The organism is Phaeodactylibacter sp., assembly GCF_022763345.1.
Lineage (GTDB): Bacteria > Bacteroidota > Bacteroidia > Chitinophagales > Saprospiraceae > Phaeodactylibacter.
Genome location: NZ_JALEGS010000027.1, coordinates 1 through 25,596, shown reverse-complemented (window position 1 = coordinate 25,596; position 25,596 = coordinate 1). Strand labels below are relative to the sequence as shown.

Annotated in this window: 19 protein-coding genes; 13 read left to right on the top strand and 6 right to left on the bottom strand. The window is 51.7% G+C overall.

Features of this window, described 5'->3' with window-relative positions:
• Positions 1-67 precede the first annotated feature (67 nt).
• Positions 68-1,831 (bottom strand): gliding motility-associated C-terminal domain-containing protein, encoded by a 1,764-nt coding sequence (locus MRY86_RS07755; RefSeq protein ID WP_293570446.1) that lies wholly within the window; start codon positions 1,829-1,831, stop codon positions 68-70.
• Complete coding sequence (locus MRY86_RS07750; protein WP_293570447.1) at positions 1,803-2,558, bottom strand: hypothetical protein; 756 nt, start codon at positions 2,556-2,558, stop codon at positions 1,803-1,805. Before MRY86_RS07750 ends, MRY86_RS07755 begins: the two co-directional genes overlap by 29 nt.
• 260 nt (positions 2,559-2,818) lie before the next feature.
• Between MRY86_RS07750 and secA the strand changes: the two genes are divergently transcribed.
• The 11 genes from secA to MRY86_RS07695 all read left to right on the top strand — a co-directional run bounded on the left by secA (position 2,819) and on the right by MRY86_RS07695 (position 16,475).
• A complete protein-coding gene (gene secA / locus MRY86_RS07745) occupies positions 2,819-6,136 on the top strand; it encodes a preprotein translocase subunit SecA (RefSeq protein WP_293570448.1) in 3,318 nt (1,105 codons plus the stop codon).
• Between the two features lie 203 nt (positions 6,137-6,339).
• The gene (gene deoC, locus MRY86_RS07740) at positions 6,340-6,996 is read left to right on the top strand and encodes a deoxyribose-phosphate aldolase (RefSeq protein WP_363325469.1); all 657 of its coding nucleotides are present in this window, start codon (positions 6,340-6,342) and stop codon (positions 6,994-6,996) included.
• A gap of 514 nt (positions 6,997-7,510) precedes the next feature.
• Positions 7,511-7,915: an SPOR domain-containing protein gene (locus MRY86_RS07735; protein WP_293570450.1), complete on the top strand. Its 405-nt coding sequence runs from the start codon at positions 7,511-7,513 to the stop codon at positions 7,913-7,915.
• Positions 7,916-7,921: 6 nt separating this feature from the next.
• Positions 7,922-9,364, top strand: coding sequence for a rod shape-determining protein RodA (gene rodA / locus MRY86_RS07730; protein ID WP_293570451.1), 1,443 nt, complete (start codon positions 7,922-7,924; stop codon positions 9,362-9,364).
• 11 nt (positions 9,365-9,375) lie between these two features.
• Positions 9,376-10,509, top strand: coding sequence for a tRNA guanosine(34) transglycosylase Tgt (tgt, locus tag MRY86_RS07725; RefSeq protein ID WP_293570452.1), 1,134 nt, complete (start codon positions 9,376-9,378; stop codon positions 10,507-10,509).
• Between the two features lie 124 nt (positions 10,510-10,633).
• A complete protein-coding gene (locus tag MRY86_RS07720; RefSeq protein ID WP_293570453.1) occupies positions 10,634-11,722 on the top strand; it encodes an LptF/LptG family permease in 1,089 nt (362 codons plus the stop codon).
• 360 nt (positions 11,723-12,082) lie between these two features.
• A complete protein-coding gene (locus MRY86_RS07715; RefSeq protein WP_293570454.1) occupies positions 12,083-12,622 on the top strand; it encodes an RNA polymerase sigma factor in 540 nt (179 codons plus the stop codon).
• A gap of 142 nt (positions 12,623-12,764) precedes the next feature.
• A complete protein-coding gene (mutY, locus tag MRY86_RS07710) occupies positions 12,765-13,880 on the top strand; it encodes an A/G-specific adenine glycosylase (protein ID WP_293570455.1) in 1,116 nt (371 codons plus the stop codon).
• A 36-nt stretch (positions 13,881-13,916) separates the two neighbouring features.
• Positions 13,917-14,423 (top strand): single-stranded DNA-binding protein, encoded by a 507-nt coding sequence (ssb, locus tag MRY86_RS07705; protein ID WP_293570456.1) that lies wholly within the window; start codon positions 13,917-13,919, stop codon positions 14,421-14,423.
• A gap of 29 nt (positions 14,424-14,452) precedes the next feature.
• The gene (gene gldE / locus MRY86_RS07700; RefSeq protein WP_293570457.1) at positions 14,453-15,874 is read left to right on the top strand and encodes a gliding motility-associated protein GldE; all 1,422 of its coding nucleotides are present in this window, start codon (positions 14,453-14,455) and stop codon (positions 15,872-15,874) included.
• Positions 15,875-15,881: 7 nt separating this feature from the next.
• Positions 15,882-16,475 carry a hypothetical protein gene (locus tag MRY86_RS07695; RefSeq protein WP_293570458.1) on the top strand — a complete coding sequence of 198 codons (594 nt, stop codon included), beginning with the start codon at positions 15,882-15,884 and terminating at the stop codon, positions 16,473-16,475.
• 387 nt (positions 16,476-16,862) lie between these two features.
• On the opposite strand, the gene recA is transcribed toward MRY86_RS07695, so the two are convergent.
• The 4 genes from recA to MRY86_RS07675 form a co-directional block, all read right to left on the bottom strand.
• Entirely contained in the window at positions 16,863-17,951 is a 1,089-nt protein-coding gene (gene recA / locus MRY86_RS07690; RefSeq protein WP_293570459.1) for a recombinase RecA, read from the bottom strand.
• Positions 17,952-18,187: 236 nt separating this feature from the next.
• Positions 18,188-18,427, bottom strand: coding sequence for a hypothetical protein (locus MRY86_RS07685; RefSeq protein WP_293570460.1), 240 nt, complete (start codon positions 18,425-18,427; stop codon positions 18,188-18,190).
• 124 nt (positions 18,428-18,551) lie between these two features.
• Positions 18,552-18,983 (bottom strand): DUF2147 domain-containing protein, encoded by a 432-nt coding sequence (locus MRY86_RS07680; protein WP_293570461.1) that lies wholly within the window; start codon positions 18,981-18,983, stop codon positions 18,552-18,554.
• A gap of 17 nt (positions 18,984-19,000) precedes the next feature.
• Complete coding sequence (locus tag MRY86_RS07675; RefSeq protein WP_293570462.1) at positions 19,001-19,345, bottom strand: MGMT family protein; 345 nt, start codon at positions 19,343-19,345, stop codon at positions 19,001-19,003.
• Positions 19,346-19,451: 106 nt separating this feature from the next.
• On the opposite strand from MRY86_RS07675, the gene MRY86_RS07670 reads away from it, so the two are divergent.
• Together MRY86_RS07670 and MRY86_RS07665 are read left to right on the top strand one after the other, a co-directional pair.
• Positions 19,452-20,099, top strand: a complete 648-nt coding sequence (locus tag MRY86_RS07670) for an N-(5'-phosphoribosyl)anthranilate isomerase (protein ID WP_293570463.1) — start codon at positions 19,452-19,454, stop codon at positions 20,097-20,099.
• Between the two features lie 123 nt (positions 20,100-20,222).
• A partial coding sequence (locus MRY86_RS07665) for a PKD domain-containing protein (RefSeq protein WP_293571200.1) occupies positions 20,223-25,596 on the top strand: 5,374 nt, incomplete at its 3' end.

Below are 25,596 nucleotides of genomic sequence, written 5' to 3'. Positions count from 1 at the left end.
TCCTTTGCTTGAGGACAATAGGAAAACGGGGGAACGGGACATAAAGTTTCCCTTCCGCTATTCTTTTTTAACGAACGAGGTAGATCTCTCCGGAACGCTCAATAAGGGTACCGCTTGCCTGCTCGATACGGAGCTGATAGGCATAGGCACCGACGTTTAGGGGCTCAGAGCCACGCAGGCCGTCCCAGCCCAGGTTGTAATCCTGAGATTCAAAGACGAGACCGCCCCATCGGTCAAATACCCGGAGGTTGTAGCCCATCGGGGTGCCGAATTGGAGATAGGGGCGGAAAATGTCGTTTACGCCATCGTTATTGGGAGAAAAGGCGTTGGGGACGTAGACCTTGGCAGTTTGTACCGCACAGGCGAGGTTCGAGCGGCTTTCCAGGGCTATCACCGTGTCTGTACCGACTCCAACCATGGTTTCTGCCTCCACGAAGTAGCAGGCCTGAGCCTGATCCGGGTCGCTGAGGTCTACCTCATCGGTAGCCGTCAGCGTGTTGGCGTCGAAAAAGCCCAGTTCTATGGGCGCACCGGCTTCCAATCGGAAGACCCGGTAGCCTTGAAGGGTGCCCTGCCCGTTGGTGTAGGGGGTCCATTCCAGGGTGTTAATGCCGTTTTGGCCCTCCGCTTGCAGCCAAATGGTTGCAGCAGTATTGGAGGTCATTTCAACGCCACAGGCATCCGTGGTCAGCACCTGATAGGAATAGGGCTCGTCAGAAGGGTTAATACCGGCATCCGTGTACGTATTTTGATTGCTAAGTGGCAGAACTGGCGGCTGCGTAAGCAAACCGGCAAAATTGCTGTTGGCACCGGCCCGCTGCAGGGTGTAGCTGTCAATGAGCGCATTATCGTTCCAAAACCATTGGAGTTGTACCTTGCCATTCATAACGGTGGCATTGGCCATCACAAGGGTTTCCACCGGATCGTTGATCATGGCAGTGGCGCAAACGGTATTTGACCGGGCTTGCTGATCTCCGTTATTTTGAATAGCCACGATGGAGAAACAATACTCGCGCCCGTTCTCGGTCGTTTCGTATTGGAATTCGGTTTCGGCTCCATCCACGGTTCCTACCAATGCCCAGGAAGCACTGTCGCCCGCCTCGAAAATCTGGTATTCCGCCACGCCGCTATTCCATCCGATGTAAGGTGTCCAGGAAAGCGTCACATTTCGGATGCAGGGGTTATCGAAGTCACTGGCTTCCAGCAAAATGGTCGAATGGGGTGCTGCAACAATACTTTTATTGCCGCAGGGGTCAATCGATTCAATGAAGTAAGTCTCTTGTTGTACGCCCGGGCTTGCTCCGGTATCCAGGTAAGTATTGCCGGAAAAGACCGTATCGAGGACCACCGAGCCGACCCCGTCCACTTCCCGGGAAATAATGTAGGCCACGACTTCCGGGGAAGGGCTGTCGGCCCAGTTGATTACCACATTCCCATTCTCTACAGAGACAGACTGCAGTACCGCCGGCAGCGGAATAAGCGAATCGAGGGTATCAGAAGCCATCACCGGTTCTCCGGGGCAGTTGGCATTGGTTTGCAAATAGTAATACCAGGTGCCGGCACCGGGCGAATCGTGGTAGAAAAAATCAGCAGCAGGATCTGTAATGGAAGCCAGCAGGGTGTAAGGCCCGTTCTCGTTTTGGCTGGCGTAGACTTCATAACCATTGACCGGGCCGCAGTTGACAACCGGTAGGTCCCAGCGCAGGGTATCGTTGCTGACGCACAAAAACTCTGGCGGAGAGATTTGCGCCGAAAGGCAAGCCCAGGGGGCTAGAAAAAGGATTATCGCTAACCATCCATGTCTACTGCGCTGCTCTGATTCTTTGTTCATACTGTTCTTCTAGTTCGTTCATGGGATACCGGCGTTCAAGCGCATAACTCAGCGCCCTGCTCCCGCCAATTTCCTTATCGTAATAGACCAGCCCTATGCCTTCCGCATAAATTTCCCGGCCGCCGTATTCCTGTTCAAAAACACCTTCCTTATCATAGGAAAGCAACTCGCGAACCTCAAAAACCACTGCATCATGGGTTCCCCCCAACGCCTGCACAAGGGTATCTTTCAGGTAGCGCCGGTTTTTGACCAGCGTGATCACCGCACCGCTGTCCTGAGGAGGCGCCCAGCGGATTTTGTACAAAAATACACCCGAGCTGTCCGTCACTTCAAAAGGGAAGGCACTCCCCTGCAACACCTCAACGGCTGTGCGGTTCTGTTGCCCGGAACTATCGGCCACTTCTTCGTACAGGTAAACATCCTGTACCAGCATACCGTTGCGCACCAGCTCCTCCCGCACCAACTGCAAGGGCACCAGCCCATACTCGTAGTAAGTGCCGGTGAGGAACACACCTTCCTCCTGAATAAACGACCGGTAATACCAGTAGGCAGGGGTAAGTGAATCCAGGTGTACCGGCTGGTACTCATAAACAAGCCCATCCTCCAGCTCCCGGAGCGGAAAGTAGTAATCGCGGATATCTTTTGTCCTGTTTTCGCGACAGGATGACAGCCCAGTGACGAAAATGACAAAAAAAAGAGCTGGAACGGATAACCTCAGATCAATCATAGTGCAATAAACAGGTTTCAGCCGGAAAAGCCCGGTAAAAGCAAAGCTTGTCTGCTATTAATCAACGCTTTTATCAACCTATAATTATTTCATTCTGTTTATTTTGTACGTGTCAAAATGGCACAATTAAACGTACTGGTACGATAAATGTACAGGAAGCACTAAGATCATCCGGTTACCCACCCTACAGATGCTCTAAACGCCGCAAATATATTTATCTTTGCGCCACAATAAAAGACTAACATTGGAAATTTTCTCATATGTTTAATGCTATAGCAAAATCCATTAAAAAAGTGTTCGGCACCAAGCAGGAGCGCGATGTCAACACGTATATGCCTGTCGTTGAAGAGGTTAACGAGATCTTCGAAAAGCTCTCTGGCCTCTCCAACGATGAGCTGCGGAATAAGACGCAGGAGTTCCGCACCCGCATCGCCGAACACCTGGTTGGTATCGACAAAGACATTGCGGAGGCTCAGGCCGAAGCCAATGAGGAAGAAGAACTGCACCGTAAGGAAGCACTCTTCGGAGAACTGGACGAGCTCAAAAAAGACCGCGACAAGCATCTCGAAGAAATTCTGAAGTCGATCCTGCCAGAAGCCTTTGCTGTAGTCAAAGAGACCGCCCGCCGCTTTTCCGCCTCTCCTGAAATCAGGGTAACAGCTACGGAGCACGACCGGGACATCGCCGCAGATCCCAAGAAAGGCTACGTCTCTATCGAAGGCGATCAGGCCGTCTGGAAAAACAGCTGGATGGCTGCCGGTGGCGAAATCACCTGGAACATGGTGCACTACGACGTGCAGCTGATCGGTGGTATGGTCCTCCACGATGGTAAAGTCGCAGAGATGGCTACCGGTGAAGGTAAGACCCTTGTGGCGACCCTCCCAGCCTATCTTAACGGCTTGTCCGGGCAGGGCGTACACGTCATTACCGTAAACGACTACCTCGCGCGGCGTGACCAGGAATGGGTGGGGCCTATTTTCGAATTCCTGTTCCTTACCGTAGATTGTATAGATAAGTACCGCCCGCATTCCGACGAGCGCATCAAGGCTTACAAATGCGACATTACCTACGGCACCAATAATGAATTCGGTTTCGACTACCTTCGAGACAATATGGTGCGCTCCATTGATGAGAAAGTGCAGGGCAAGCACCACTTCGTCATGATTGATGAGGTTGACTCCGTATTAATTGATGATGCCCGTACCCCGCTGATCATTTCAGGGCCGGTCCCTCAGGGCAGCGAAGACCAGGAATATGTGAGCTTGCGTCCTTTTGTAGAAAAGCTCATTGCTGCACAGCGCAAATTAGCGACAGAGTACCTTGCCGAGGCCAAACGGCTGTTCAAAGAGGGCAAACTGGGCTACCAGGAAGGAGAAGCCGGCATGGCACTATTGCGCGCCTACCGCGCCCTGCCAAAGTACCGCCCGCTGATCAAATTCCTCAGCGAGGATGGTGTAAAGGTCGCCATGCAGAAAGCCGAGAACTTCTACATGCAGGAGCAGTCCAAGAACATGCACCTTGTAGATGAGCCCCTCTACTTTACCATTGACGAAAAGAACCGCAACGTTGAGCTGACGGAGTTTGGCGCAGAGTACCTCTCTCAGGGTACTTCTGACCCTGAATTCTTTGTGATGCCTGATATCGCTACCTCAATGGTCGAAATCGACGATAACGATTCAATGACCGAAGAGGAGAAGCAGGAAGCGAAAACCAAGCTGAGCCAGGATTTCTCTGTGAAGTCCAAGCGCCTGCACTCCATGAGCCAGTTGCTGAAAGCCTACACCCTCTTTGAAAAGGACCAGGAGTACGTGGTCATGGACGGGCAGGTGAAGATTGTGGATGAGCAGACCGGCCGTATGATGGAGGGCCGCCGCTATTCCGACGGGCTGCACCAGGCTCTGGAAGCAAAGGAAAATGTCAAGATCGGTGATATCACCCAGACCTACGCCACCGTAACGCTGCAGAACTACTTCCGGATGTACCACAAGCTATCTGGTATGACGGGTACGGCAGAAACGGAGGCCAGCGAGCTCTGGGAAATTTACAAGCTGGATGTGGCCGTCATTCCCACCAACAGGCCAATCGTCCGGGATGACCGGGAAGACCTGATTTTTAAGACTGCCCGGGAGAAGTTCAATGCGGTGATCGAAGAGATTGTCAACCTGACGGAGCAAGGCCGCCCGGTGTTGGTCGGTACAACCTCTGTCGAGGTATCCGAGGTCCTGAGCCGGATGCTGAAGCTGCGCCATATCAACCACAACGTACTGAACGCCAAGCAGCATCAGCGCGAGGCAGAAGTAGTTGCCGAAGCCGGTAAGCCGGGCAATGTCACCATTGCCACCAACATGGCAGGCCGGGGTACCGACATCAAAATCGGACAGGAAGTCAAAGACAGCGGTGGTTTGGCTATTATCGGTACTGAGCGCCACGATTCCCGACGGGTAGACCGGCAGCTGCGCGGCCGTGCGGGTCGTCAGGGGGACCCCGGTAGCTCACAGTTTTATGTGTCATTGGAAGACAACCTCATGCGGCTCTTCCAGTCCGAGCGTATTGCCAAGCTGATGGACCGCATGGGCCACGAGGAGGGCGAGGTCATTCAGCACTCTATGGTGACCAAGTCTATTGAGCGGGCACAGAAAAAAGTGGAAGAAAACAACTTCGGTATCCGTAAGCGGCTGCTGGAGTACGATGACGTGATGAACATTCAGCGGGAGGCGATCTATAAGAAGCGCGACAATGCCCTTTCTGGTGAGCGTCTTTCCGTGGACGTCAATAATATGTTCGAGAGCATGCTCGAAAACCTGGTGGCTATCCACCGGGAAACGGGCGACTTCGAAAGCTTCCGACGCGATGCCCTTGGTGTACTGGGTATGGACCCCAAGATGGATGCCATCGACTTCAAAGAAGCGCCGGAAGCAGAAGTGAAGGAACGGTTCGAAAAGCAGTTTGACGAGTTCTACGACCGTAAGATGACTCAGATTACGGATGCGCTGATGCCTTTCTTCATCGAGAAGCATGAGGAAAAGAATCAGATCAAGCGTATCGTGATCCCATTCAGCGATGGGCGGACAAAGCCGATGGCCGTTACCGCAGATCTGGAATCTGCCATCACCTCCAAAGGCCGGTCAATACGCCGGGACATTGAAAAAGCGGTCACACTGGCCATTATCGACGAGCGCTGGAAGGAGCACCTCCGGTCTATGGACGAGCTGAAGGAATCCGTTCAGGCGGCATCCTTTGAGCAAAAGGACCCGCTTGTGATCTACAAGATGGAAGCTTATAATCTGTTTGAGCAGCTCATCTTTGAAATCAATGAACAAGTGACATCTTACCTGTCAAGAGGTACCCTCATTTTTGCTGATGGCCGGACCCTTGAGCAGGCGCGCGAGCAGCGCACCGACCTCAGCAAGGTCAAAACCAACCGGTCTGCCGAAGAGCGTGCCGCCCGGGCAGCTGCTGAGGGCGTGAGCCGGCGGCCCAAGCCTCAAACAGTGGTCCGCAATGAAAAGAAGGTAGGCCGAAACGAGCCTTGCCCCTGTGGCAGCGGCAAAAAATACAAGCACTGCCACGGCAGATAATTAGGGGCAACCCCTACTTACGAAGCCCGGAACAGCCCGCCTGATTCCGGGCTTCGTCTTTACCCTAATCAGGGTAGTTTTTAACAAGTCAGCCGGGTTTAACAATCATTCTCCGTACGAATTGGAAAGGAATGCCCTCTTAAAAGGATATTTGTGATATATTGCACCGCTGAATCATTCTATACCTGAAAGAATAAACCCTGATTACCAAGATGAACCTAAGTGGTTACATTGACCATACGTTACTCAGACCTGATTGTACGACGGAAGACATTGAGCAATTATGCCGGGAAGCCCAGCAGCATCATTTCGCCGCTGTCTGCGTGCCTCCTTTCCATGTAAAGCGGGCTGCCGATCTTTGTGAAGACAGCACCGTTGCAGTAGCTACTGTAGTCGGGTTCCCCATGGGCTATGCCTCCACTCCTTCTAAAATAGAAGAGATCAAAAGGGCCATCGATGAAGGGGCTTCTGAAATTGATGCGGTGATCAACATCTGTGCGGTAAAATCCGGCAACTGGAACCACGTCACCAACGATATCGACAGCCTCACCACAGCCACCCACCTCAAGGGCAAGCAGATCAAAATTATTCTGGAAACGGGCCTGCTCACTCAGGAAGAGATTGAGCGGGTTGTTGGCATTTGCCTCGACAAAGAAGTGGAATACCTGAAGACTTCAACTGGGTTTAATGGCGGTGGCGCTACCCTTGAGGTCGTCGAACTGCTCAAGCGCCTGGCTGATGGCAAAGCCAAAATCAAAGCTTCCGGTGGCATCCGTTCCCGCTGGGAGGCCGAGCAGTTTATTAAGGCAGGCGCAGACCGGATCGGCACTTCTTCCGGCGTCACAATTATAGGTGGGTAAGATTGGCCGTTTTCCGCTGCGCGCATGAGGGTTGCCAATCCACATGTTTCGGTTGAAATTGGAAAGCCTTCTTTCATCTCATCCATACCTAAACCTGTTACACGCAATACGAGGCCGTCACCTACTGGCGCTGACGGCCAGCACGGGGAACGATAAATATCGGGCTTACAGTCCAGACATTCATCGTCTGGGGTCGTTGATCCAGACATTCATCGTCTGGAATCTTAGATTTGCGACATCGACTCATGACAAACCGTAGCTTGTCAGGACAGATGCAAGCCACTTCCCAACGTAAATGCTTATGATTGAATAGGTTTGCTGTGGTAAACCACTTAATCGTCAGTATATTTAAAATGCCCGGCTGTGACAGCTCTGCTATCGCATTAGTCACTTTTAATGACTTCTCCTCGTTATAATTCCTTAATTTTAGGAAATTTGCATCAATTTTCCGCTACTGCGGCTTCGGAATAAGCCAGCCAAAGGCATAGGCCATTGAATGATCAAAACGATTATAATGTTACTCAGAGTCCTGTTTTCCACCCTCTTCATGATAGGATGCCTTGGTTTCGGGCAAGCCCAAAATGTCATTATTGAGGCAGACGAGCCTATACAGCAGATGATGGACCGCTACGTAGAGCTCAACAAGTCCCGCAATTTTGTAGAAGGCTGGCGGGTGCAAATCCTGGCTACGCCAGACCGTCAGCGCCTTGAGACGGTCAAACAATCCTTCAAATACCGCTACCCGAATATCCCGGTAGACTGGGAGCACGCCAAGCCCTATTACAAGCTCCGGGCAGGCGCCTTCGAGTCCAAGCTGGAAGCGATGCGGCTTAAGTACATTCTGCAACAAGACTATTCCGGGATTTATCTCGTTAAAGATGACCGGATCAGGCCTTCAGAGCTGATTGGAAACTTTTAATATTATATGAACGCATACCGCAGACAACGTCAGGTTAGCCCGGGGAGTGTAATGATGTTTGGCCGCATTGACTGGCTGACCTTTTGCTTATTTCTGGGGCTGGCGGTTATTGGCTGGATGATGATCTTCTCCGTAAGCTACGAGGAGTACAGACAAGTCGGGATGAGCGGCTTTCTGGGCACCTCTGCCGGCAAGCAGGCCATATGGCTGGGCATTTGCGGGCTGGTTTTCGCCTTCATTATGCTTTTTGACTATAAGTTTTGGCAAACCTTTGCTTATCCGATCTACGGATTATCCATGCTGATGCTGGTCCTGGTCCTGATTTTCGGGACAAATATCAAAGGGGCCACCTCTTGGTTTTCTTTTGGCGGTTTTTCCCTACAGCCCTCTGAATTGGCTAAAGTGGGCACTTGCCTGGGCGTTTCCGCATTTCTAAGCACCTATAGCACAGACCTCCGGCAGCCCAAAGCACAGCTGACCGCCCTTGGGCTTATCACCCTGCCCATCCTGTTAATCCTGCTACAGCCGGATGCCGGTTCTGCACTTGTCTTTACCTCCTTCCTGATTGTATATTTTCGTGAAGGGCTGAACCCTATCTATTATATCGTAGGAATCGTTGGTGCGACGCTGCTGATTCTTGGGTTTATACACCCGCCTGTCCAAATCATCTTTGGCACCGTTTTGGCAGGTGCAGCAGTACTGGCCTACTACTTCAGTAAAAACTTAAGAAATTATGCATGGGCGGCAATTGCCCTTCTGGCGATAGCAGCCTACAATCTGTCCGGGCTGGGATATCATTTCTACCTTCTAGGAGGGGCGGTTGTCCTTTTCCTGGCTTCCAGCTTCATCGCTTATCAGCAACGCAATGGGCGCATGGCTATGCTCCTGGCGTTCTTTCTGGTGCTGGGCAGCGGGCTCGCCTTTGCTTCAAACTATGCTTTCAACTATGTGCTCAAACCGCATCAGCAGGACCGGATCAACGTTTGGCTACAGCCTGAAAAATGCGATGAGCGGGGCTCGCTTTACAACCTGACTCAGTCCAAGGCCGCCATTGGTTCCGGAGGTGTGGAAGGCAAAGGATTCTTAAACGGCACGATGACCAAGCTCAACTACGTACCGGAGCAGTCCACAGACTTCATTTTTTGTACCATTGGCGAAGAGCAGGGTTTTGTTGGCACAGCTGGTATCATCCTGTTGTTTTTGCTGCTCCTGTTGCGCATAACCGTGGTAGCAGAGCGGCAAAAATCTGCCTTTGCGCGGCACTATGGCTATTGTGTCGCAGGTATTCTGTTCATTCATATATTCATCAACATCGGCATGACTATGGGCGTAACGCCGATCATCGGTATCCCCCTGCCCCTGATTAGCAAGGGTGGCTCATCCCTGCTGGGCTTTACCCTGATGATCAGCATTCTGCTTAAACTAGACAAACACCGTTTCCGCCACTAAACTGATTGAATTTGTTCACTTTCCAGCTGCAACATACGGACCCAAAATCTGCGGCACGGGCAGGCCAGATAGAAACCGCGCACGGCAGTATCCAAACACCGATTTTCATGCCGGTTGGCACCCTTGGCACCGTCAAGGGAGTCCATCAACGAGAACTGGAGTCCGATATCAAGGCTCAGATCATCCTGGGCAACACTTATCATTTATACCTGCGCCCTGGGCTGGAAATACTGGAACAGGCAGGCGGGCTGCATGGTTTCAACGGTTGGAAGCGCCCGATGCTTACCGATAGCGGCGGTTATCAGGTCTACTCCCTGAGCGCTCAGCGCAAAATAAATGAGGAAGGGGTCACTTTCCGGTCGCACATAGATGGTTCTTCCCACACTTTCACTCCGGAACGCGCCATCGACATTCAACGTATCATCGGTGCGGACATCATCATGGCCTTTGATGAGTGCCCCCCCTACCCTTGCGACTATGAGTATGCCAAAAATTCCATGGAGCTCACCCACCGATGGCTGGACCGCTGTGTGAAGCGCATGGCAGAGACTGGCGGCAAATATGGGTACGAACAGACGCTCTTCCCCATTGTGCAGGGCAGCACTTACCCCGACCTGCGCCGCAAATCAGCGGAGACGATCGCAGCAGCGGGACAGCCAGGCAATGCAATTGGCGGGCTTTCGGTAGGCGAACCTGCGGAAGACATGTACGAAACCACCGATCAGGTCTGCGGTATCCTGCCTAAGGACAAGCCCCGCTACCTGATGGGCGTGGGCACGCCTGAAAACATCCTGGAATGCATCGCCCTGGGCGTGGATATGTTTGACTGCGTGCTGCCCACCCGGAATGCCCGCCATGGTATGCTGTATACCTCAGAAGGCATTATCAATATCAAGAATGCCAAGTGGAAAGACGACTTCAGCGCGGTGGATGCGAACAACCCCTGCTATGCCAGTCAGCAGTATTCCAAAGCCTACCTGCGGCACCTCATGCACACCAAAGAGCTTCTGGGCCCGCAAATTGCCAGCCTGCACAACCTGAGTTTCTACCTCTGGCTAGTGGGGGAAGCCCGTCGACACATTATCGCCGGTGACTTTGCTTCCTGGAAAGAGGAGATGGTTAAACGAGTGCAAAGGAGGTTATAATTTTGTTAGAGGTGCATCTAAAACCTTATCCTGTGCGTTACCGATTAGAAGCGCAGCAAATGCAGTGGGAATTCTGCTCAAAAGCGCTTTTCTTTGTTGCCCAGTCCAATACCCGGCCAGAACTATGCTAAAGAAAATTGACCTGTATCTTATCAAGAAGTTTTTGAGCACCTTTTTTTTCACGGTGCTCATCTTCACTATGATATCGGTTATTATTGACTTTAGTGAGAAGATTGAGAAGTTCATCGAGAGCGACATTACGCGCTTTGAGATTTTTGTGCTCTACTATCCAGGGTTCATTATGTTTATTGCGGGACTGCTCTGGCCACTGTACACCCTTATTGCCGTCATTTTCTTTACATCCCGACTTGCCTACAATTCAGAAGTTATATCCATATTCAATGCCGGGATTAGTTTTCGGCGGTTTATGCAGCCCTATTTGATTGCAGCAAGCTTTATTGCCATACTTCATCTTGTAGGCAACCACTTTTTTATCCCGCTTGGCAACAAGAACCGGCTAGACGTTGAGCATGCCTATATCTGGACGAATAACGATAAGGGCAAGACACAGGACGTGCATATGTTTGTAGCCCCCGACACTAAAGTCTACATCAACTACTACCGGAAGCGCGACAGCACCGCCCGCAAATTCCGGTTGGAGCACTTTGAGAATGGGGAATTGGTATCGCTGCTCAAGGCCAACACCGCCGAATGGGTAGGCCCACCGAACCAATGGCGCCTGCGCAACTATGAAGTCCGCACCTTTAATGATATGGAAGAGGAACTCATCCTCGGCCGGGGAGAGACCCTCGATACGGCGATCAACCTAACCCCGGCTGACTTTGTGGATTACAAGGAGCAGCACATGATGATGACTTCCCAGCAACTGCTAGACTACATTGCCAAGCAAGAAGCCCGTGGCGTGGGCAATACTAAAAAGTATGAAATCGAATTTCACCGGAGGACTGCCGAGCCCTTCACTATTTTTATTCTCACCATTATCGGAATGGCTATTGCGGCCCGTAAAGTACGGGGCGGCATTGGGCTCCACCTGGCGATGGGGGTTGGTATTGGAGCACTATTCATTTTCTTTTCCCGCTTCGCTGTAGTATTTGCAGCCGGTCAGCTCATTCCGGTTATTGTGGGCATCTGGCTGCCCAACCTCGTCTTTAGCGTAGTCGCCATTTATTTGGTCCGGAATGCCCAGAAGTAGGGTTTAACAAAAGTCGTTTTTCTGTTTAACTTTAGTGTGGACATGGTTCTACACCGGTCTTTTTCATGGCGTTCAAAGTCCCGAATGTTGAACAAAAGTATGAAAACACGCCTAAATGACTCGACAAAAACCCCTCCGTTTCATTTTTTTTTGAAAGTTATAAAAATTTTTGAAAGTTCGCACTTGGCGATAAACAACTGATTCACAGCCATTTCTGAAATGAATTCAAGAATTCGGGCTTCATTTTAGTGCAAAATCAGCGTCACTTCGGTATGAAATATTGTATTTTGTTTAACTATTCCTTATCTTTGATTCAACAAGAGAAAAACTTGAACAAAAAACTTAAAGTCCAATTTAGCCATGTCCACCACAGAGTTTTACAGCAACTTCGATAAAATGACGGTTCTCCTCAATTCTTTCGCCTACAATCTGACCAAAAACACAGAGGATGCGAAAGACCTCTTTCAGGAGACCGCATTCAGAGCTTTCACCAACCGGGACAAATTCCGGCCTGGAACGAACTTCAAAGCCTGGCTTTTCACTATTATGAAGAACATCTTCATTAATAACTACCGGAAAAAAGTCAAAGCCAATACGATCATGGACTCTACCGATAATATGTATTACATCAATTCGGGAAGTGTTGTTATTTCAAACAAAGCAGAATCCAACATTATGCTTAAGGAGCTTACTCAAATGATCGAAGAGCTGGACGACAGCATTAAGATTCCATTTTTGATGCACTACCATGGCTATAAGTATCAGGAAATTGCCGATCACCTTGAATTGCCACTCGGTACCGTTAAGAGCCGTATCTTTTTCGCTCGCAAAGAACTTAAAGAAGTGATTGGCAAGCGTTATGAAAATCTGAGCGAGCTTCGTCAGAAGGCTATTCAGTAGGGTTTCGTACAAGTTTAACTCGGTATTACCGGTGGCACCCTAGACATTTCGGACCTACGGATTTCCCCCTTATCGAAATATATACTTTACTTTTATGCGGCGATAGAACCATCAGGCTCTATCGCCGCTACTTTTTCTATATATGCCAAGAAGATCCACTTCAAAAGACAGTTTGTCTTTTTTCACGAATCAGCTCAAGCTTTGGTTTGGCCAAAGCCATCGCCCCCTGCCCTGGAAGGGTGAAAAGGACGCCTACCTGATTTGGCTGTCCGAAATCATCCTTCAACAGACCCGGGTAGAGCAGGGTCTACCCTACTTTGAGCGTTTCCGCGAACGCTTCCCCACTGTGCAGGACCTCGCTAATGCCCCCGAGGACACCATCATGAAAACCTGGGAAGGCCTCGGCTACTACTCCCGGGCCCGCAACCTACATGCAGCAGCGAAGTATATTGCGAACACCCTCAATGGCAAGTTTCCAACTACCTACGAAGGGATACGCGCCCTTAAAGGAGTGGGCCCTTACACCGCGGCCGCCATTGCATCTTTCGCCTACGAACTTCCTTATGCGGTCGTTGATGGCAACGTATTCCGGGTGCTATCCAGATTCTGGGGCATTCAGACGCCCATTGATAGCACAGAAGGGAAAAAGCAATTTGCCAATCTGGCAGACCGGGCACTACAGGCTTCCCCCCTTGCCCCATCTCAGCACAACCAAGCTATGATGGATTTTGGGGCTACCCACTGCAAGCCTAAAGCGCCACTTTGTGCACATTGCCCGCTAAGCAGCCAATGCGCCGCTTTCAAGGATAAAAGAATAGATCAGCTACCAGTCAAAGCCAAAAAGATCAAAAAGAAAAACCGGTATTTCCATTACCTGGTCGTGAATGCAGGCCCACAGGTCATCCTGCGGAAAAGAACAGAAAAGGACATCTGGCGCAACCTCTATGACTTCCCGGTGCTGGAGTGGCCGGAAGCCAAAGCAAGCGAACGGGAAATCCGGCGCAGTGCTCCCTGGCAGGTATGCATTGGAGATCGGCCTGCCCGAATCGAGCAGGTCTCTCCACCTCAGCAACAAACACTGACCCATCAAAAGATTCAGGCGGTGTTTTGGGAAATTCACCTAGAAGACGCCCCGCCTTTGGAAACAGAATTAGCTCCTTACTTTCTTGCCGATCGGAAAAACTTAAGTAATTTCGCTTTCCCGAAAATAATTGATTGGTATTTAGGCGATAATTCGTTATATTTAAAATTGGTGTAACGAAGAGCGCCTCAAACTTCAATCCAATAGCTAAAAATGGTAAACCGCGTTATATTAATTGGTAATTTAGGTGCAGACCCTGAGGTACGCCGCCTGGAAAACGGTGCAGTCGTAGCTAAAGTGCGCCTGGCCACCAACGAAAACTACAAAGACCGCAACGGCGAATGGCAAACGTTGACAGAATGGCACGATATTGTCATGTGGAGAACGCTTGCTGAGCGGGCAGAAAGCCAGTTAAAAACAGGAGCTCAGATTTATGTTGAAGGTAAACTGACCCACCGTACCTGGCAGGATCAGGATGGCAATAACCGTAAGACGACTGAAGTGGTCGCCAGCTATTTTCGTATGGTGGGTGGCAAACGTGACAACAACTCCGGCGGTGGAGGCTATTTCCCAAGTGCAGAAGATGAGTATAAATCCGGGGATGCAAAACCAGCTACTCAGAGTACAACAGCGGCTCAAACCGCTGGTAATACTTCCGGCAACACACATGACGAACCTAATGGCGGCAGCGATACCGCCGAAGATGACTTGCCATTCTAGGCAACTTCCGTTCACTAATTCCCAGCACCTTGGAATCGGAGCCCGCTAGTTTAATTTCGTTTCTGGTTCAGCTTCAGCATCCACTGTTTCTGAGTGCCTTCAGCCCTGAATTATTGCTGGGCGTATTTGGCATTATTTTGCTGCTCTTTTCTTCAGCCCTTATTTCCGGCTCTGAGGTCGCCTTCTTTTCTTTGGGTTATAGCGATGTGAAGAAACTGGAAGACAGTAATACCGTTGCGGACCGCGCCATCATCAGCCTGAAGGAAAAACCCCGAAAGCTTTTAGCGACTATCCTGATTAGCAATAACTTCATCAATATTGCGATTGTCATCCTGTCTGATTTTGTGCTCCGCTCTGCCTTTCCAGACGAAACGTTCGATCAATGGGCAACGGCACTGCTTGGCCTATTCACGGTGCCTACACCAGAACAAACAGAATTTTGGGGCCGCTTGCTAAGCTTTTTGATCACCATAGCGGGAGTGACTTTTTTGCTCGTCTTGTTCGGAGAAGTGGCACCCAAAGTTTACGCCCGTATCAACAACCTACAGCTCGCCCGTTTAATGTCCCGCCCACTCGATATCATGATGCGGTTGTTTCATCCGGTTAGCAATATCCTGGTGAAGTCTACTAATATCATGGAAAGGCGCCTTGCCGGTGCAGGCAATGGCAACAGCCCCAGCCGGGCCGAAATCGATGAAGCCATTGAACTGACAGTGAGCCAGGAAAAAGGAGCGGGCAGAGATATTGATATCCTAAAGAGCATCGTCAAGTTTGGTGATGTAACGGTCAAACAGATTATGCGCTCCCGGGTAGATGTGGTAGCGGTCGACTTCCGAATGGATTATAAGGAGCTTCTGGAAATTATTAAGGAGGCCGGGTATTCCCGTATACCAGTCTATGAAAACGATTTCGACAACGTCACTGGCATCCTTTACGTGAAGGACCTCCTGGGGCACCTGGACGAACCTGCCGATTTCGAATGGCAGGAACTGATCCGGCCCGATGTCTACTACGTGCCGGAAGCGAAGAAAATAAATGACTTGCTAAAGGAGTTCCAGGTGCAGCGCCTGCACATGGCTATCGTTGTGGATGAGTACGGCGGTAGCTCCGGTATCGTCACCCTGGAGGATATTATGGAAGAAGTCATTGGTGAAATCAAGGATGAGTTTGATGACGAAATAGAGGTCGTCTACAAAAAAATCGATGACTTCAATTACCTGTTTGAGGGGAAAACGCTCCTTAACGATGTCTGCCGTATCATTGGTATCGACACCAATACCTTTGATGAGGTGAAAGGCGAGGCAGATTCGCTGGCGGGCCTAATCCTGGAAATCAAGGGTTTTATGCCCAAAACTGACGCAGAGATTACTCAAGGCCCATACCGTTTCAAAGTCGTCACCGTTAGCAAGCGGAGGATTGAGCAGATTTTATTGACGCTTCCCAAAAATTAAATAGTCTATGTACCGGTTGAGCTTTTTTGTTTTCCTGATCGTTTTCTTAGGCAGCTGTGGCGATGACCCTGCGCCCACGCCCAAACCGCGGGCATTCCCCAAAGTCGAGTACCCTGAAAAGGCTTACCAGCAATTTGACGAGGACTACTGTGCTTTCACCTTCGAGTATCCGGAATACGCCGAAGTAGAACAAGACAAAAGCTTCTTTGACGAAGCGCCGCCCCACCCTTGCTGGTTCGACCTCTACTTCAAAGACTTTGATGGCCGTCTCTATTGCAGCTATGCCCCTATTGAAAATCAGGCGAATTGGGAAGACCTCCGCAGCGATGCCTTCAACCTCGCTGACTGGCACAATAAAAAGGCAAGCTATATTGATGAGCTGCTCATCAAAAAAGACAACAACGTCAGCGGGGTTCTCTTCCTCATTGAAGGGCACGCTGCTTCTCCGGCGCAGTTCTACCTCACGGACAGTACCAACCATTTCCTGCGGGCATCCCTTTACTTCAACACCGAGGTACGACCCGATTCAATGGCCCCTATCTATGATTTTCTGGAAACCGATCTCCTTCGGATGATCGAGACCTTTGAGTGGACAGAATAGGGCGACTAATTTTCTATCCACCATACCATTCCCTATGTATGAGTAAACAGGAACGGCGTATCCCAAAATAGTGTGGATACGCCGTTTCCCTTTTATCAATAATTCTATTCCAGTGAAGGAACAGATCTTAAACATCATACAAATGCTTTAAAAATACCGGAAAGGTAAAGCAACTTAAAATGAGCAAAAAGTTAATAGCAATTAACTAAGAAGCAATGCTCTCTCTAGTACACTGTGTAATAAATTTTTAAGCATTTTGAAGGGCTCTTTTTCCCTCATTCATCGTTGCGTGCTCGCCTTCGTAGCTTAGGCTACGAGACTCCGCAGCCCTTGATTGAGGAAAAAATACCCTCGTTCAAAATACTCACTAACTTAATACACAGTGCACTATTCCTTACTCACCTTCACCGCGCCTTTTTTGCTTTTACCGTTAGCGCCTGCATCTTCTTCCTCCGCCGGTTCTTCTACGCCGGTGATTTTATTCTTGATCTTTTGCTCGATTTCCAGCGCCACTTCGGGGTTATCCATCATAAACTGCTTAGCCGCTTCCCGACCCTGTGCAATTTTGGCAGTATCGTAGCTGTACCAGGCACCGCTCTTTTGGATGATATCGTGGTCAACGCCAAGGTCAACGACCTCGCCGACTTTAGAGATGCCTTCGCCGTACATAATGTCAAACTCAGCTATCCGGAAAGGAGGGGCCAGTTTGTTTTTCACGACTTTCACCTTCACATGGTTGCCTACTACGTTGCCCTCCTTGTCTTTGATCGCTGAACCGGAACGGCGGATATCCAGCCGCATAGAAGCATAGAACTTCAGGGCATTACCACCGGTAGTCGTTTCGGGGTTTCCGAACATGACACCAATTTTCTCGCGCAGCTGATTGATAAAGATGCAGCAACAGCCCGTACGGCCAATCGTACCGGTCAGTTTACGCATCGCCTGAGACATGAGTCGCGCCTGAAGACCCATTTTGGAATCCCCCATTTCCCCTTCGATCTCACTGCGAGGCACCAGGGCGGCTACGGAGTCGACAACAATGATATCAATTGCGCCTGAGCGGATGAGGTTCTCAGCAATCTCCAGTGCCTGCTCCCCATTATCCGGCTGAGCAATAAGCAGGTTCTCTGTATCTACGCCCAGCGCTTTGGCGTAAGTGCGGTCAAAGGCATGCTCTGCGTCGATGAATGCCGCAATGCCGCCCTGCTTCTGACACTCAGCAAGCGCATGAATAGCCAGGGTAGTTTTACCGGAAGACTCCGGCCCGTAAATTTCTACAATACGCCCGCGGGGAAATCCATTTACGCCGAGCGCAATATCGAGGCTCAAAGAGCCAGAGGGAATGGCATCTACTTCGATGACGTTATCGTCACCTAGGCGCATGATCGAGCCCTTCCCGTAGGTTTTCTCTATCCGGTCTACTGTCAGCTGAAGCGCCTTGAGTTTAGCTTCCCGGTCCTTGTTGACATCTGCCATTTGGTGTGGTTTAATCAAGATTTTGTTTGAATGCTCAACAAAAATAAACACTTCGTTTATAAAAAGCAAACAAACGCTACATTTTATTTGAAACTGATTGCAGGCAGGGATACCTGCAACCACGGCTCAAGTTAGGCAAACCCGGCAGGGATTCAAAAGAGCGGGGCTTAAAATGCAGAAGCCCCTGACCGTCGTTGCGATGCCAGGGGCTTCTTAAGCAGTAATTGTTCCAGCGCTCAATGCGAGCGTTCCAGGGCAGCTCTTTCACTACTATACTCCAGCACGTGCTGAAGCGTTTGCTTCGAGGGGCTAAACGTCACCTTCGGCAAGGCTCGGTAAGCCGCCTTCAGCTCGCTGTATTCCTCAAATAGCCCGAAATCCCGAGTGAGTGCCTCCTCAAGGCCGAGCCGTTCTGATACCGTCACCTCATTGTAGAGGTACCTGACGAGATGGTTGGATGTAAAGCTTTGCTTCATAGAATAATTTGATGTGGTTGCGTTTGATAAAATCACCTATAAAACTATAGAAAAGACCTTTATATTGCCCTTTTAATTTGTTTTTTTCAGCGCCGTACCACCAAAGCTTTATCCTCCGGTCAAATTACCTGACCCGGTACCAGGTTTGTGTGCGGTAAACTCCTGTCCAGTGCTTGCCGCGCACCTTCAATTCATCGGGCTTTCCCTCTTCAAACCAAACCGAACAGCCATACTCGTTACCGGTCTCCGGGTCCATGATGGTGCCATTCTTCCAGTAATCCTTGTACGGCTCAAGGTCATTAACAATGACCATCCCTACCAGCTTCTTCCCCTTGCGGCTGCCTGGGCAAGCATCGCAAACTTCGTCCTGAGAAGACTCCAGCAATTTTGTGATTTTCCCGTGGTACATTCCACCGTCTTTATAAATCTCCACATGCGACTTGGCCTCGCCGGTCTCATCGTCGACGGTTTTCCATACACCGGTTGGAGCATCCTGCGCCTGAACGCTTATCGCTGCGGCCAGTAAAACGGCCAGGGATAACATCAGTTGTTTCATATGTGTATTTACTTTTATTAGATATTCACTTCGTAGTCCATGCCCAGGGCTTTAGGGTGCCAAAACACCTCATCGAAGTCAGCCACGCGGTTATCTTCCACCCGGATACCTTCTTCCTCAAGCCGCTCCTGCATTAACGTTGGTGTGGGAAAATGATTGCGCCCGGTCAGCTCGCCTTTCCGGTTGACCACCCGGTGGGCAGGAATGCCTTCCTCGTGGAAACTGTTGTTCAGGGCCCAGCCGACCATACGGGCGGAGCCCAGGGCCAGGAAATCAGCAATCGCGCCATAGGTACTGACCCGCCCCCGGGGAATCTCCCGGGTCACGGCAAACACTAAAGTATAATAGGAGGGCTGTGCCATGGTTCACATTTCAATTCTATAACTTTGCGCTGCGAGCCTGCTGATTAATCGCCTCAGCGAAAAGGATCGACCATATATATTGACAAGCAACACGCATTATTAGTTTATGCTAAAGACAAAAGTAAAGGCCAGCGCCGTGACCAACCTTACTGATGCCCGTTATTTCGCCGCCTGGGAAGTGGAGTGGCTGGGCTTCAACCTCGATACCGGAGCCGCAGACTACATCCCCCCTGCCAATATGGAGGCCATCCGCGAATGGGTGGATGGCGTGAAAATCCTGGGTGAATTCAACCTGCAGGCCACTGATGAAATCCTGAGCGCCGTCGATATGCTCAAGCTCGATGCCGTTCAGGTAGGCATGTTCGCCGACCTGCAAACCCTCAAAGCCCTTCACGAAGCAGAAGTCCCCGTCATTCAGGAAATGGTGGTACAGGACCTCAGCGAGCTCAATGCTATCGAAACCCAGATGAAGGCCAACGAAGACCAGGTGCAGTACTTTGTGCTCGACTTTGCCAAGAACAACCTCAAATGGGCTGATATTCAGTCTAATGCACAGGGGCAACTTCAGGAACTTTGCGGAGAATTCCCTATCTTGCTAAGCGCTGACTTCCCGGCCGGGCAGGTGGAAGATGTACTGGAAACCACTGCCGCAGCGGGCATCAGCGTACGGGGGGGCGAAGAGGAAAAAGTGGGCTATAAATCCTTTGATGAACTGGATGACCTGTTTGAGGCACTGGAGACCTTTGAGGAGTAAAATTGCCTGCTGGCTTCAAAGCTCGAAAGCCCTGCTTAAAGATATTGCTTAACCTGACAGGCCGCCAGCTTTCGGTGGCCTTACAAGCCCTTTGGCTGCTTCCATAATCTCAACAAACATCCCATGAAAAAGAGCTTTCTTTTGTTGGCTATTTTGTGTAATGCCTACCTGAGTCTGACCGCCCAAAATCTTTTTTCCTGCAGTGAAGCGATGATTGAAGTTTCTCCATCTGATGATAACTGCCAGACCGCTTTGAGCCTTTTTGATGTCTTGGAAGGAGACCTCACCGTGCTCATCGAAAACCCTGAGAGTTACCAAATAGACGTTATTAACGATGCTGATACCACCAATGGACCAATAGTCGATGGATTAGGCCAGTTTATTTATGAGGTAGCTTGCCTTGACCCGGATGTTTGTGGTGACTTCCCGGGGTGCTGGAATTATATCACAGCTGTTCCTGCCACCCCCACTGTTGTATCCAATGCCGCATTAATCTGCCCTTCAGCCAATCCCGGCTCTGACCCTCTTGGCGGCACACAAGATTGCGAAAAGGTCTGCGCCGGCAGTACCGTCACTTATACATTAACAGACAGCACTTTCACCATTGAGGCCGTACAGGTCAGCGGCAGCGATAACTTTGCCATCTTCGGCAACCGGGTAGAAGTCACCTGGGAGGATGCTGGCTTTGGCAGCCTTTCCATCCTCGTCAACGGTTCTTGTGGAATAGAGCAACTGGTATTCACCTGCGCTGAGGTCCTGGAAATCCCCACCGCTGAATTCAAAACCCTGCCTGAAGCCAGTGGCGACACCCTTTTTGTCTGTCAGGGGCAATCCATACAGTTCCTCAACAACAGCCAGGCCGCCGAATCCTTCTTTTGGTCCTTTGGCGATGGGAACACCTCTGCCGGAGGGCAGCCCAGCCATCGGTACGACCTGCCGGGCACCTACACCGCTACCCTGTCGGCATTCAACGAGTGCGAATGCGTGGATGAGGACCGCCTGACCATCGTAGTGGAAGAAGGGGAAGTGCCCATCGTAGACTGTGTGGGCACGCTCTGCGCCGGGCAAATTGGCACCTACGAGGCGGCAACCGATTGCAGCACTTACACCTGGAATATCATCGGCAACGGGACCATCATCGACGGTGGCGGCCCGCAGGATGACTTTATCAGCGTGGAATGGAACGAAGGGCCCGCAGGCACCGTGCAACTGGAAGTGAGCGACTGCCCCGACCCTGGCAGCTGCACCAGTGTCTTTGAAGCCCAAGTCCCCATTCTGGATGACACCATTGCCATCAGCGGCGCAACCAATGTCTGCCGGGCAGCCACCAGCGTGTACAGCATCGCTCCATACGAAGGCACCGCCATGACGTGGTCGGCCAGCTCCCTTGGCACCATTCTGGAAGGGCAGGGCACCAACGAAATCGTGGTGGAATGGGCTAATTTCCTGTCCAATCAGCCACAGTGGGTCGCCGTGGAGCTCGACAATTGCTACCTGGGCTGCGTGGCTGCTGATACCCTTCCGATACGCATCACCCCCGGGCTTTTAATAGAAGCGCCTTTGGAAGCTTGTGCCGGCGATACTATAGCCATTGATGCCCTGAGCATCCCCAGCGGCAGCCCCGCCCCCTCCACCTGGGTGCTCCAAAATGCCACCGGCGACACCGTTTCGGTCAACAACAGCGTTACCGGGACCTGGTCGCTCCCCCTCGACTTTACAGATGGGCTCTACGAAGTGACCGCCACGCCCGAAACCGGAAGCGGGTACTGCCTGATGCAGGCCTCCGCCGTACTCAGAGTGCTGCCGGCCGTTCCAGCAATTGAGGCTATACAAGGCGCCCGGCAAATTTGCCCGGGGCAGGTTTACACTTACGAGGCAGAATCCGACCTGAACAGTGCCCGCTTTTTCTGGACCATCAACGATGGGGGGACCCTTTCTACCCGAATCGGCAACCCGGTCAATATAAGCTTTGGCCCTACCCCACCCTACGAAATTAGCGTGCGGCAGGAAAGCGTACTAGGCTGCACTTCTCCTGATACGCTTATTGCTTTGGATACCCTCCCAGAGCTTCAAATCAGCGGGCCGGACGAAACCTGCAATCAGGAAATCACCTCTTACAGTGTAGCGGATATCGAAGGGCTGGACTACAACTGGAGCATCAGCCCCGCTGGTGCCGGCACCATTATCAATGAAAATGGCAGTGCCGATATTATTGTAAGCTGGCACTACACCGGCTTTGCCACCCTTACGATGGAAGCCTGTGATCAGATCGCCCTCCTACAGGTGGCCGTCTATGGCTTGCCGGAGCCGGTGGTGGACCACCCGGATGTGCTCTGCCCGGAAGAAACGGCCATGGTTCAAACCACAGCCCCTTTCGACAGCTACCTTTGGCTGGATGAAACAGGCAACATCGTTTCCCTGGGCAACACCCCTGACCTTGGCCCCGGTTTTTACCGCAGCGTAGTGACCGACTTTAACGGCTGTGCGGAAGATACCCTCTTTCTCATCCGCGGCTATGAAGCGCCGGAAGTCAGCATTTCCACCCCCGACCCCAATGGGTTTTGCAACCTGACGCCTTCCACCCGCCTGTACGCTACCGATACCGAAGCCGGGTATACTTTCCAGTGGCTGCAGAACGGCAACCCCGTAGGCACCAACAGCGCGCAGTACACCGCAACCGACTTCGGGGCTTACCAGGTGAGTGTGACCGATCAGAATGGGTGTACAGACCTTTCCAACACCATTTCCGTACTCGATTGCTCCGGCGTTGGCGGCGGCATTTTCCCGAACAGCCCGGGCTGTGCCGGCACCATTGACCTGCAGCAAATGAGCAATGGCGACTGCAACGACCGCAGCTACGAAGCCATCGTGTCTGCTAATTATATCCCAGGCACTGCTGTATGGAATTTTGACGACCCCAGCAGCGGCCCGGGGAACGTATCCTTTGGCACACTGCAAACCAGCCACATCTTTTCCAGCCCTGGCTACTACCGGGTATTCTTTGTTGGAGAATTCACAGACCCCGGTACCGGACAAGCGACCACCTGCTCTTTCTACCGCCCCGACACAGTCTACGCGGTCGCCCATTTCAATGCCGACACCGTTTGTACAGGCGAGCCCACGACCTTCACCGACCGGTCTCGATTCATTGACGGGGCAGCGATCGATAGCTGGGCCTGGGATTTTGGTGACCCCGCCAGCCCGAATAACACTTCCAACCTGCCTGCCCCCCAACACTTGTACACCGCTCCGGGCGTATACACCGCCACCCTGACCATCACGAGCAACGGCTGCACCTCTACCTTCAGCCGGCCGGTCACTGTCAAAGGCCTGCCCGAGGTAGCTTTCCCGCAGCCCGCCGTAAGTTGTGCCGACGAAGCCGTACAATTTGAAGCCGATGCAGGGCCTGATGTCACAGAACTTTTCTGGAGCTTCGGCGACCCGGCCAGCGCGGAGGCTAACGAAGCCGAAGGGACCATCGCCTACCACCGCTTTGAAACCCCAGGCACCTACACGGTCTCTCTGACAGCCATAGGGCGCTTCGGCTGTGACAGCACTTACGCAGCAACGGTGACCATTCTGCCCAATAACCTGAGCGGTATGATTAGCTCGAATGGCACTCAATTTTGCGCGGGGGATACTGCGGCACTCGTTGCACCACCGGGCGGCGTCTCCTGGGCGTGGAGCAACGGCGGAACCGGGGATAGCCTGCTCGTTACTCAAACCGGTATCTACGATGTTACCGTTACCAATTCAAATGGCTGCACTTACACGCCTGACCCGGTAGAACTGGCCTTCCGCCCTGCCCCCGAAGACACCATCCGGGCCGCGATCTACAACGAACTGGGCCAACTTCTGGGCTATGAATACGACACCCTGGAAATTTGTGAGGGTACCGATGTCTTCCTGGAAACCCTGGCGAATCCTGACTACTCCTACAGCTGGTCGAATGGCATCGGTGCGGTCGCTATAGAATTTTCCGATGAACGGGGCAATTTGCTTACCGCCGGCACTTATACCTTCGACGTGACAGTAACCGAAACCGCCTCCGGCTGCACCAACGTAGAAGGTCCATTTACAGTGATCGTCAATCCGGCACCGGCAGTACAGATCAGCCAATCGCCCGGTGGTTTTGTATGTGAAGGCACCTTGGTCTCTTTCTCAGTAGACAGCCCTAACCCTGCCCTCTCCTACCGCTGGAGCAATGGCGTCACCGGGCCTGTCATGCAGACCGACCAGCCCGGGCGCTACACCGTGACGGCAACCAACGGTTTCGGATGCGAAAGCGAAAGCAACACCCTGCAGATTGAGCCCGGCCCGGATATTTCACTGGTGCCCAATGGCTGCTACAGCCGATGCCGCCCGGATACCCTCTGCCTGCCCGAAATCCCCGGCATCAGCACCTATCAGTGGGTATTTGAAGGCCTGCCGCTGGGAGCACCTTCCTCCACCGTCCCCGAGCTCATCGCCACCGAAAGCGGCAGTTACTGGCTGGATATGGTTGCCGAGAATGGCTGCGCCCTGTCCTCGGAGCCCTTACAACTGGAACTCTTCGACGGGTTAAGTCAGCTGGAAGGGCAGGTGTACATCGATGTCAACGATAATGGCATCATTGACGCGGCAGATACGCTCTACAGCGTGGCCGTCATTGACCTGTTGCAAAACAACAGCCTGCTGAACAGCACTATAGCGAACGCTCCCAATGGCTATACCTTCCCCAATCTCCCGGCGGGCGACTATCAGCTTCAGCTGGATACTACGCAGTTGCCACAGGAATTGGTACCGGTTTACACCGAAATCGATACCACCACCTTTGGCTGTTTCCTTGCCTTCCCGGCCGACTGGCTGCTACAGGTGAATTGCACGCCTGACACCACGAGCTTTAGCTTTTCGGGCTGTGACTCGGTAGTTTACGAAGGGGTAACCTATGTGCAGGATACCATTCTGGAAAGTGCGCTGAGCAGTTTCTGGGGATGTGACAGCCTGGTGCAGGTTTCTATTGACATACTACAGCCCACAGCTGCCACCCTGCAGGCCAACGCTTGCGAGAATGAAGCTTTCGACTATCAGGGCACGCTTATCCAGGCCGGTACACAGCAGGATTTTATACTTACAAATGTTGCAGGTTGTGATTCCATCCTGACGGTGGTGGTGGCGACGCTGTTGCCTACGGATTCCACACTTACCCTTGCCGCTTGTGAGGGGGAAAATGTGGACTATCTGGGTACGCCGGTGCCGGCGGGAACACAACAGGACTTCATCATTCCCAATGCCAATGGATGCGACTCCATAGTCACTGTGGTTGTTGAAACGCTACTGCCCACCGATTCTACAATCAATCTCGCGGCATGTGAGGGTGAAAGTGCGGACTATCTCGGTACGCCGGTACCCGCCGGGACGCAGCAGGACTTCACCTTCACCAATGCCAATGGATGCGACTCTGTGGTCACCGTGGTCGTTGAAACGCTACTGCCCACCGATTCTACGATCAATCTTG

What these genes read in the sequence shown, in the direction of transcription:
- MRY86_RS07680 (WP_293570461.1), bottom strand. Translation starts at nt 18,983, where the DNA reads ATGAAACAACTGATGTTATCCCTGGCCGTTTTACTGGCCGCAGCGATA.
- ssb (WP_293570456.1), top strand. Translation starts at nt 13,917, where the DNA reads ATGGTAAACCGCGTTATATTAATTGGTAATTTAGGTGCAGACCCTGAG.
- MRY86_RS07720 (WP_293570453.1), top strand. Translation starts at nt 10,634, where the DNA reads ATGCTAAAGAAAATTGACCTGTATCTTATCAAGAAGTTTTTGAGCACC.
- MRY86_RS07695 (WP_293570458.1), top strand. Translation starts at nt 15,882, where the DNA reads ATGTACCGGTTGAGCTTTTTTGTTTTCCTGATCGTTTTCTTAGGCAGC.
- MRY86_RS07670 (WP_293570463.1), top strand. Translation starts at nt 19,452, where the DNA reads ATGCTAAAGACAAAAGTAAAGGCCAGCGCCGTGACCAACCTTACTGAT.
- MRY86_RS07750 (WP_293570447.1), bottom strand. Translation starts at nt 2,558, where the DNA reads ATGATTGATCTGAGGTTATCCGTTCCAGCTCTTTTTTTTGTCATTTTC.
- MRY86_RS07735 (WP_293570450.1), top strand. Translation starts at nt 7,511, where the DNA reads ATGTTACTCAGAGTCCTGTTTTCCACCCTCTTCATGATAGGATGCCTT.
- rodA (WP_293570451.1), top strand. Translation starts at nt 7,922, where the DNA reads ATGAACGCATACCGCAGACAACGTCAGGTTAGCCCGGGGAGTGTAATG.
- mutY (WP_293570455.1), top strand. Translation starts at nt 12,765, where the DNA reads ATGCCAAGAAGATCCACTTCAAAAGACAGTTTGTCTTTTTTCACGAAT.
- secA (WP_293570448.1), top strand. Translation starts at nt 2,819, where the DNA reads ATGTTTAATGCTATAGCAAAATCCATTAAAAAAGTGTTCGGCACCAAG.
- MRY86_RS07685 (WP_293570460.1), bottom strand. Translation starts at nt 18,427, where the DNA reads ATGAAGCAAAGCTTTACATCCAACCATCTCGTCAGGTACCTCTACAAT.
- recA (WP_293570459.1), bottom strand. Translation starts at nt 17,951, where the DNA reads ATGGCAGATGTCAACAAGGACCGGGAAGCTAAACTCAAGGCGCTTCAG.
- MRY86_RS07755 (WP_293570446.1), bottom strand. Translation starts at nt 1,831, where the DNA reads ATGAACAAAGAATCAGAGCAGCGCAGTAGACATGGATGGTTAGCGATA.
- MRY86_RS07715 (WP_293570454.1), top strand. Translation starts at nt 12,083, where the DNA reads ATGTCCACCACAGAGTTTTACAGCAACTTCGATAAAATGACGGTTCTC.
- MRY86_RS07675 (WP_293570462.1), bottom strand. Translation starts at nt 19,345, where the DNA reads ATGGCACAGCCCTCCTATTATACTTTAGTGTTTGCCGTGACCCGGGAG.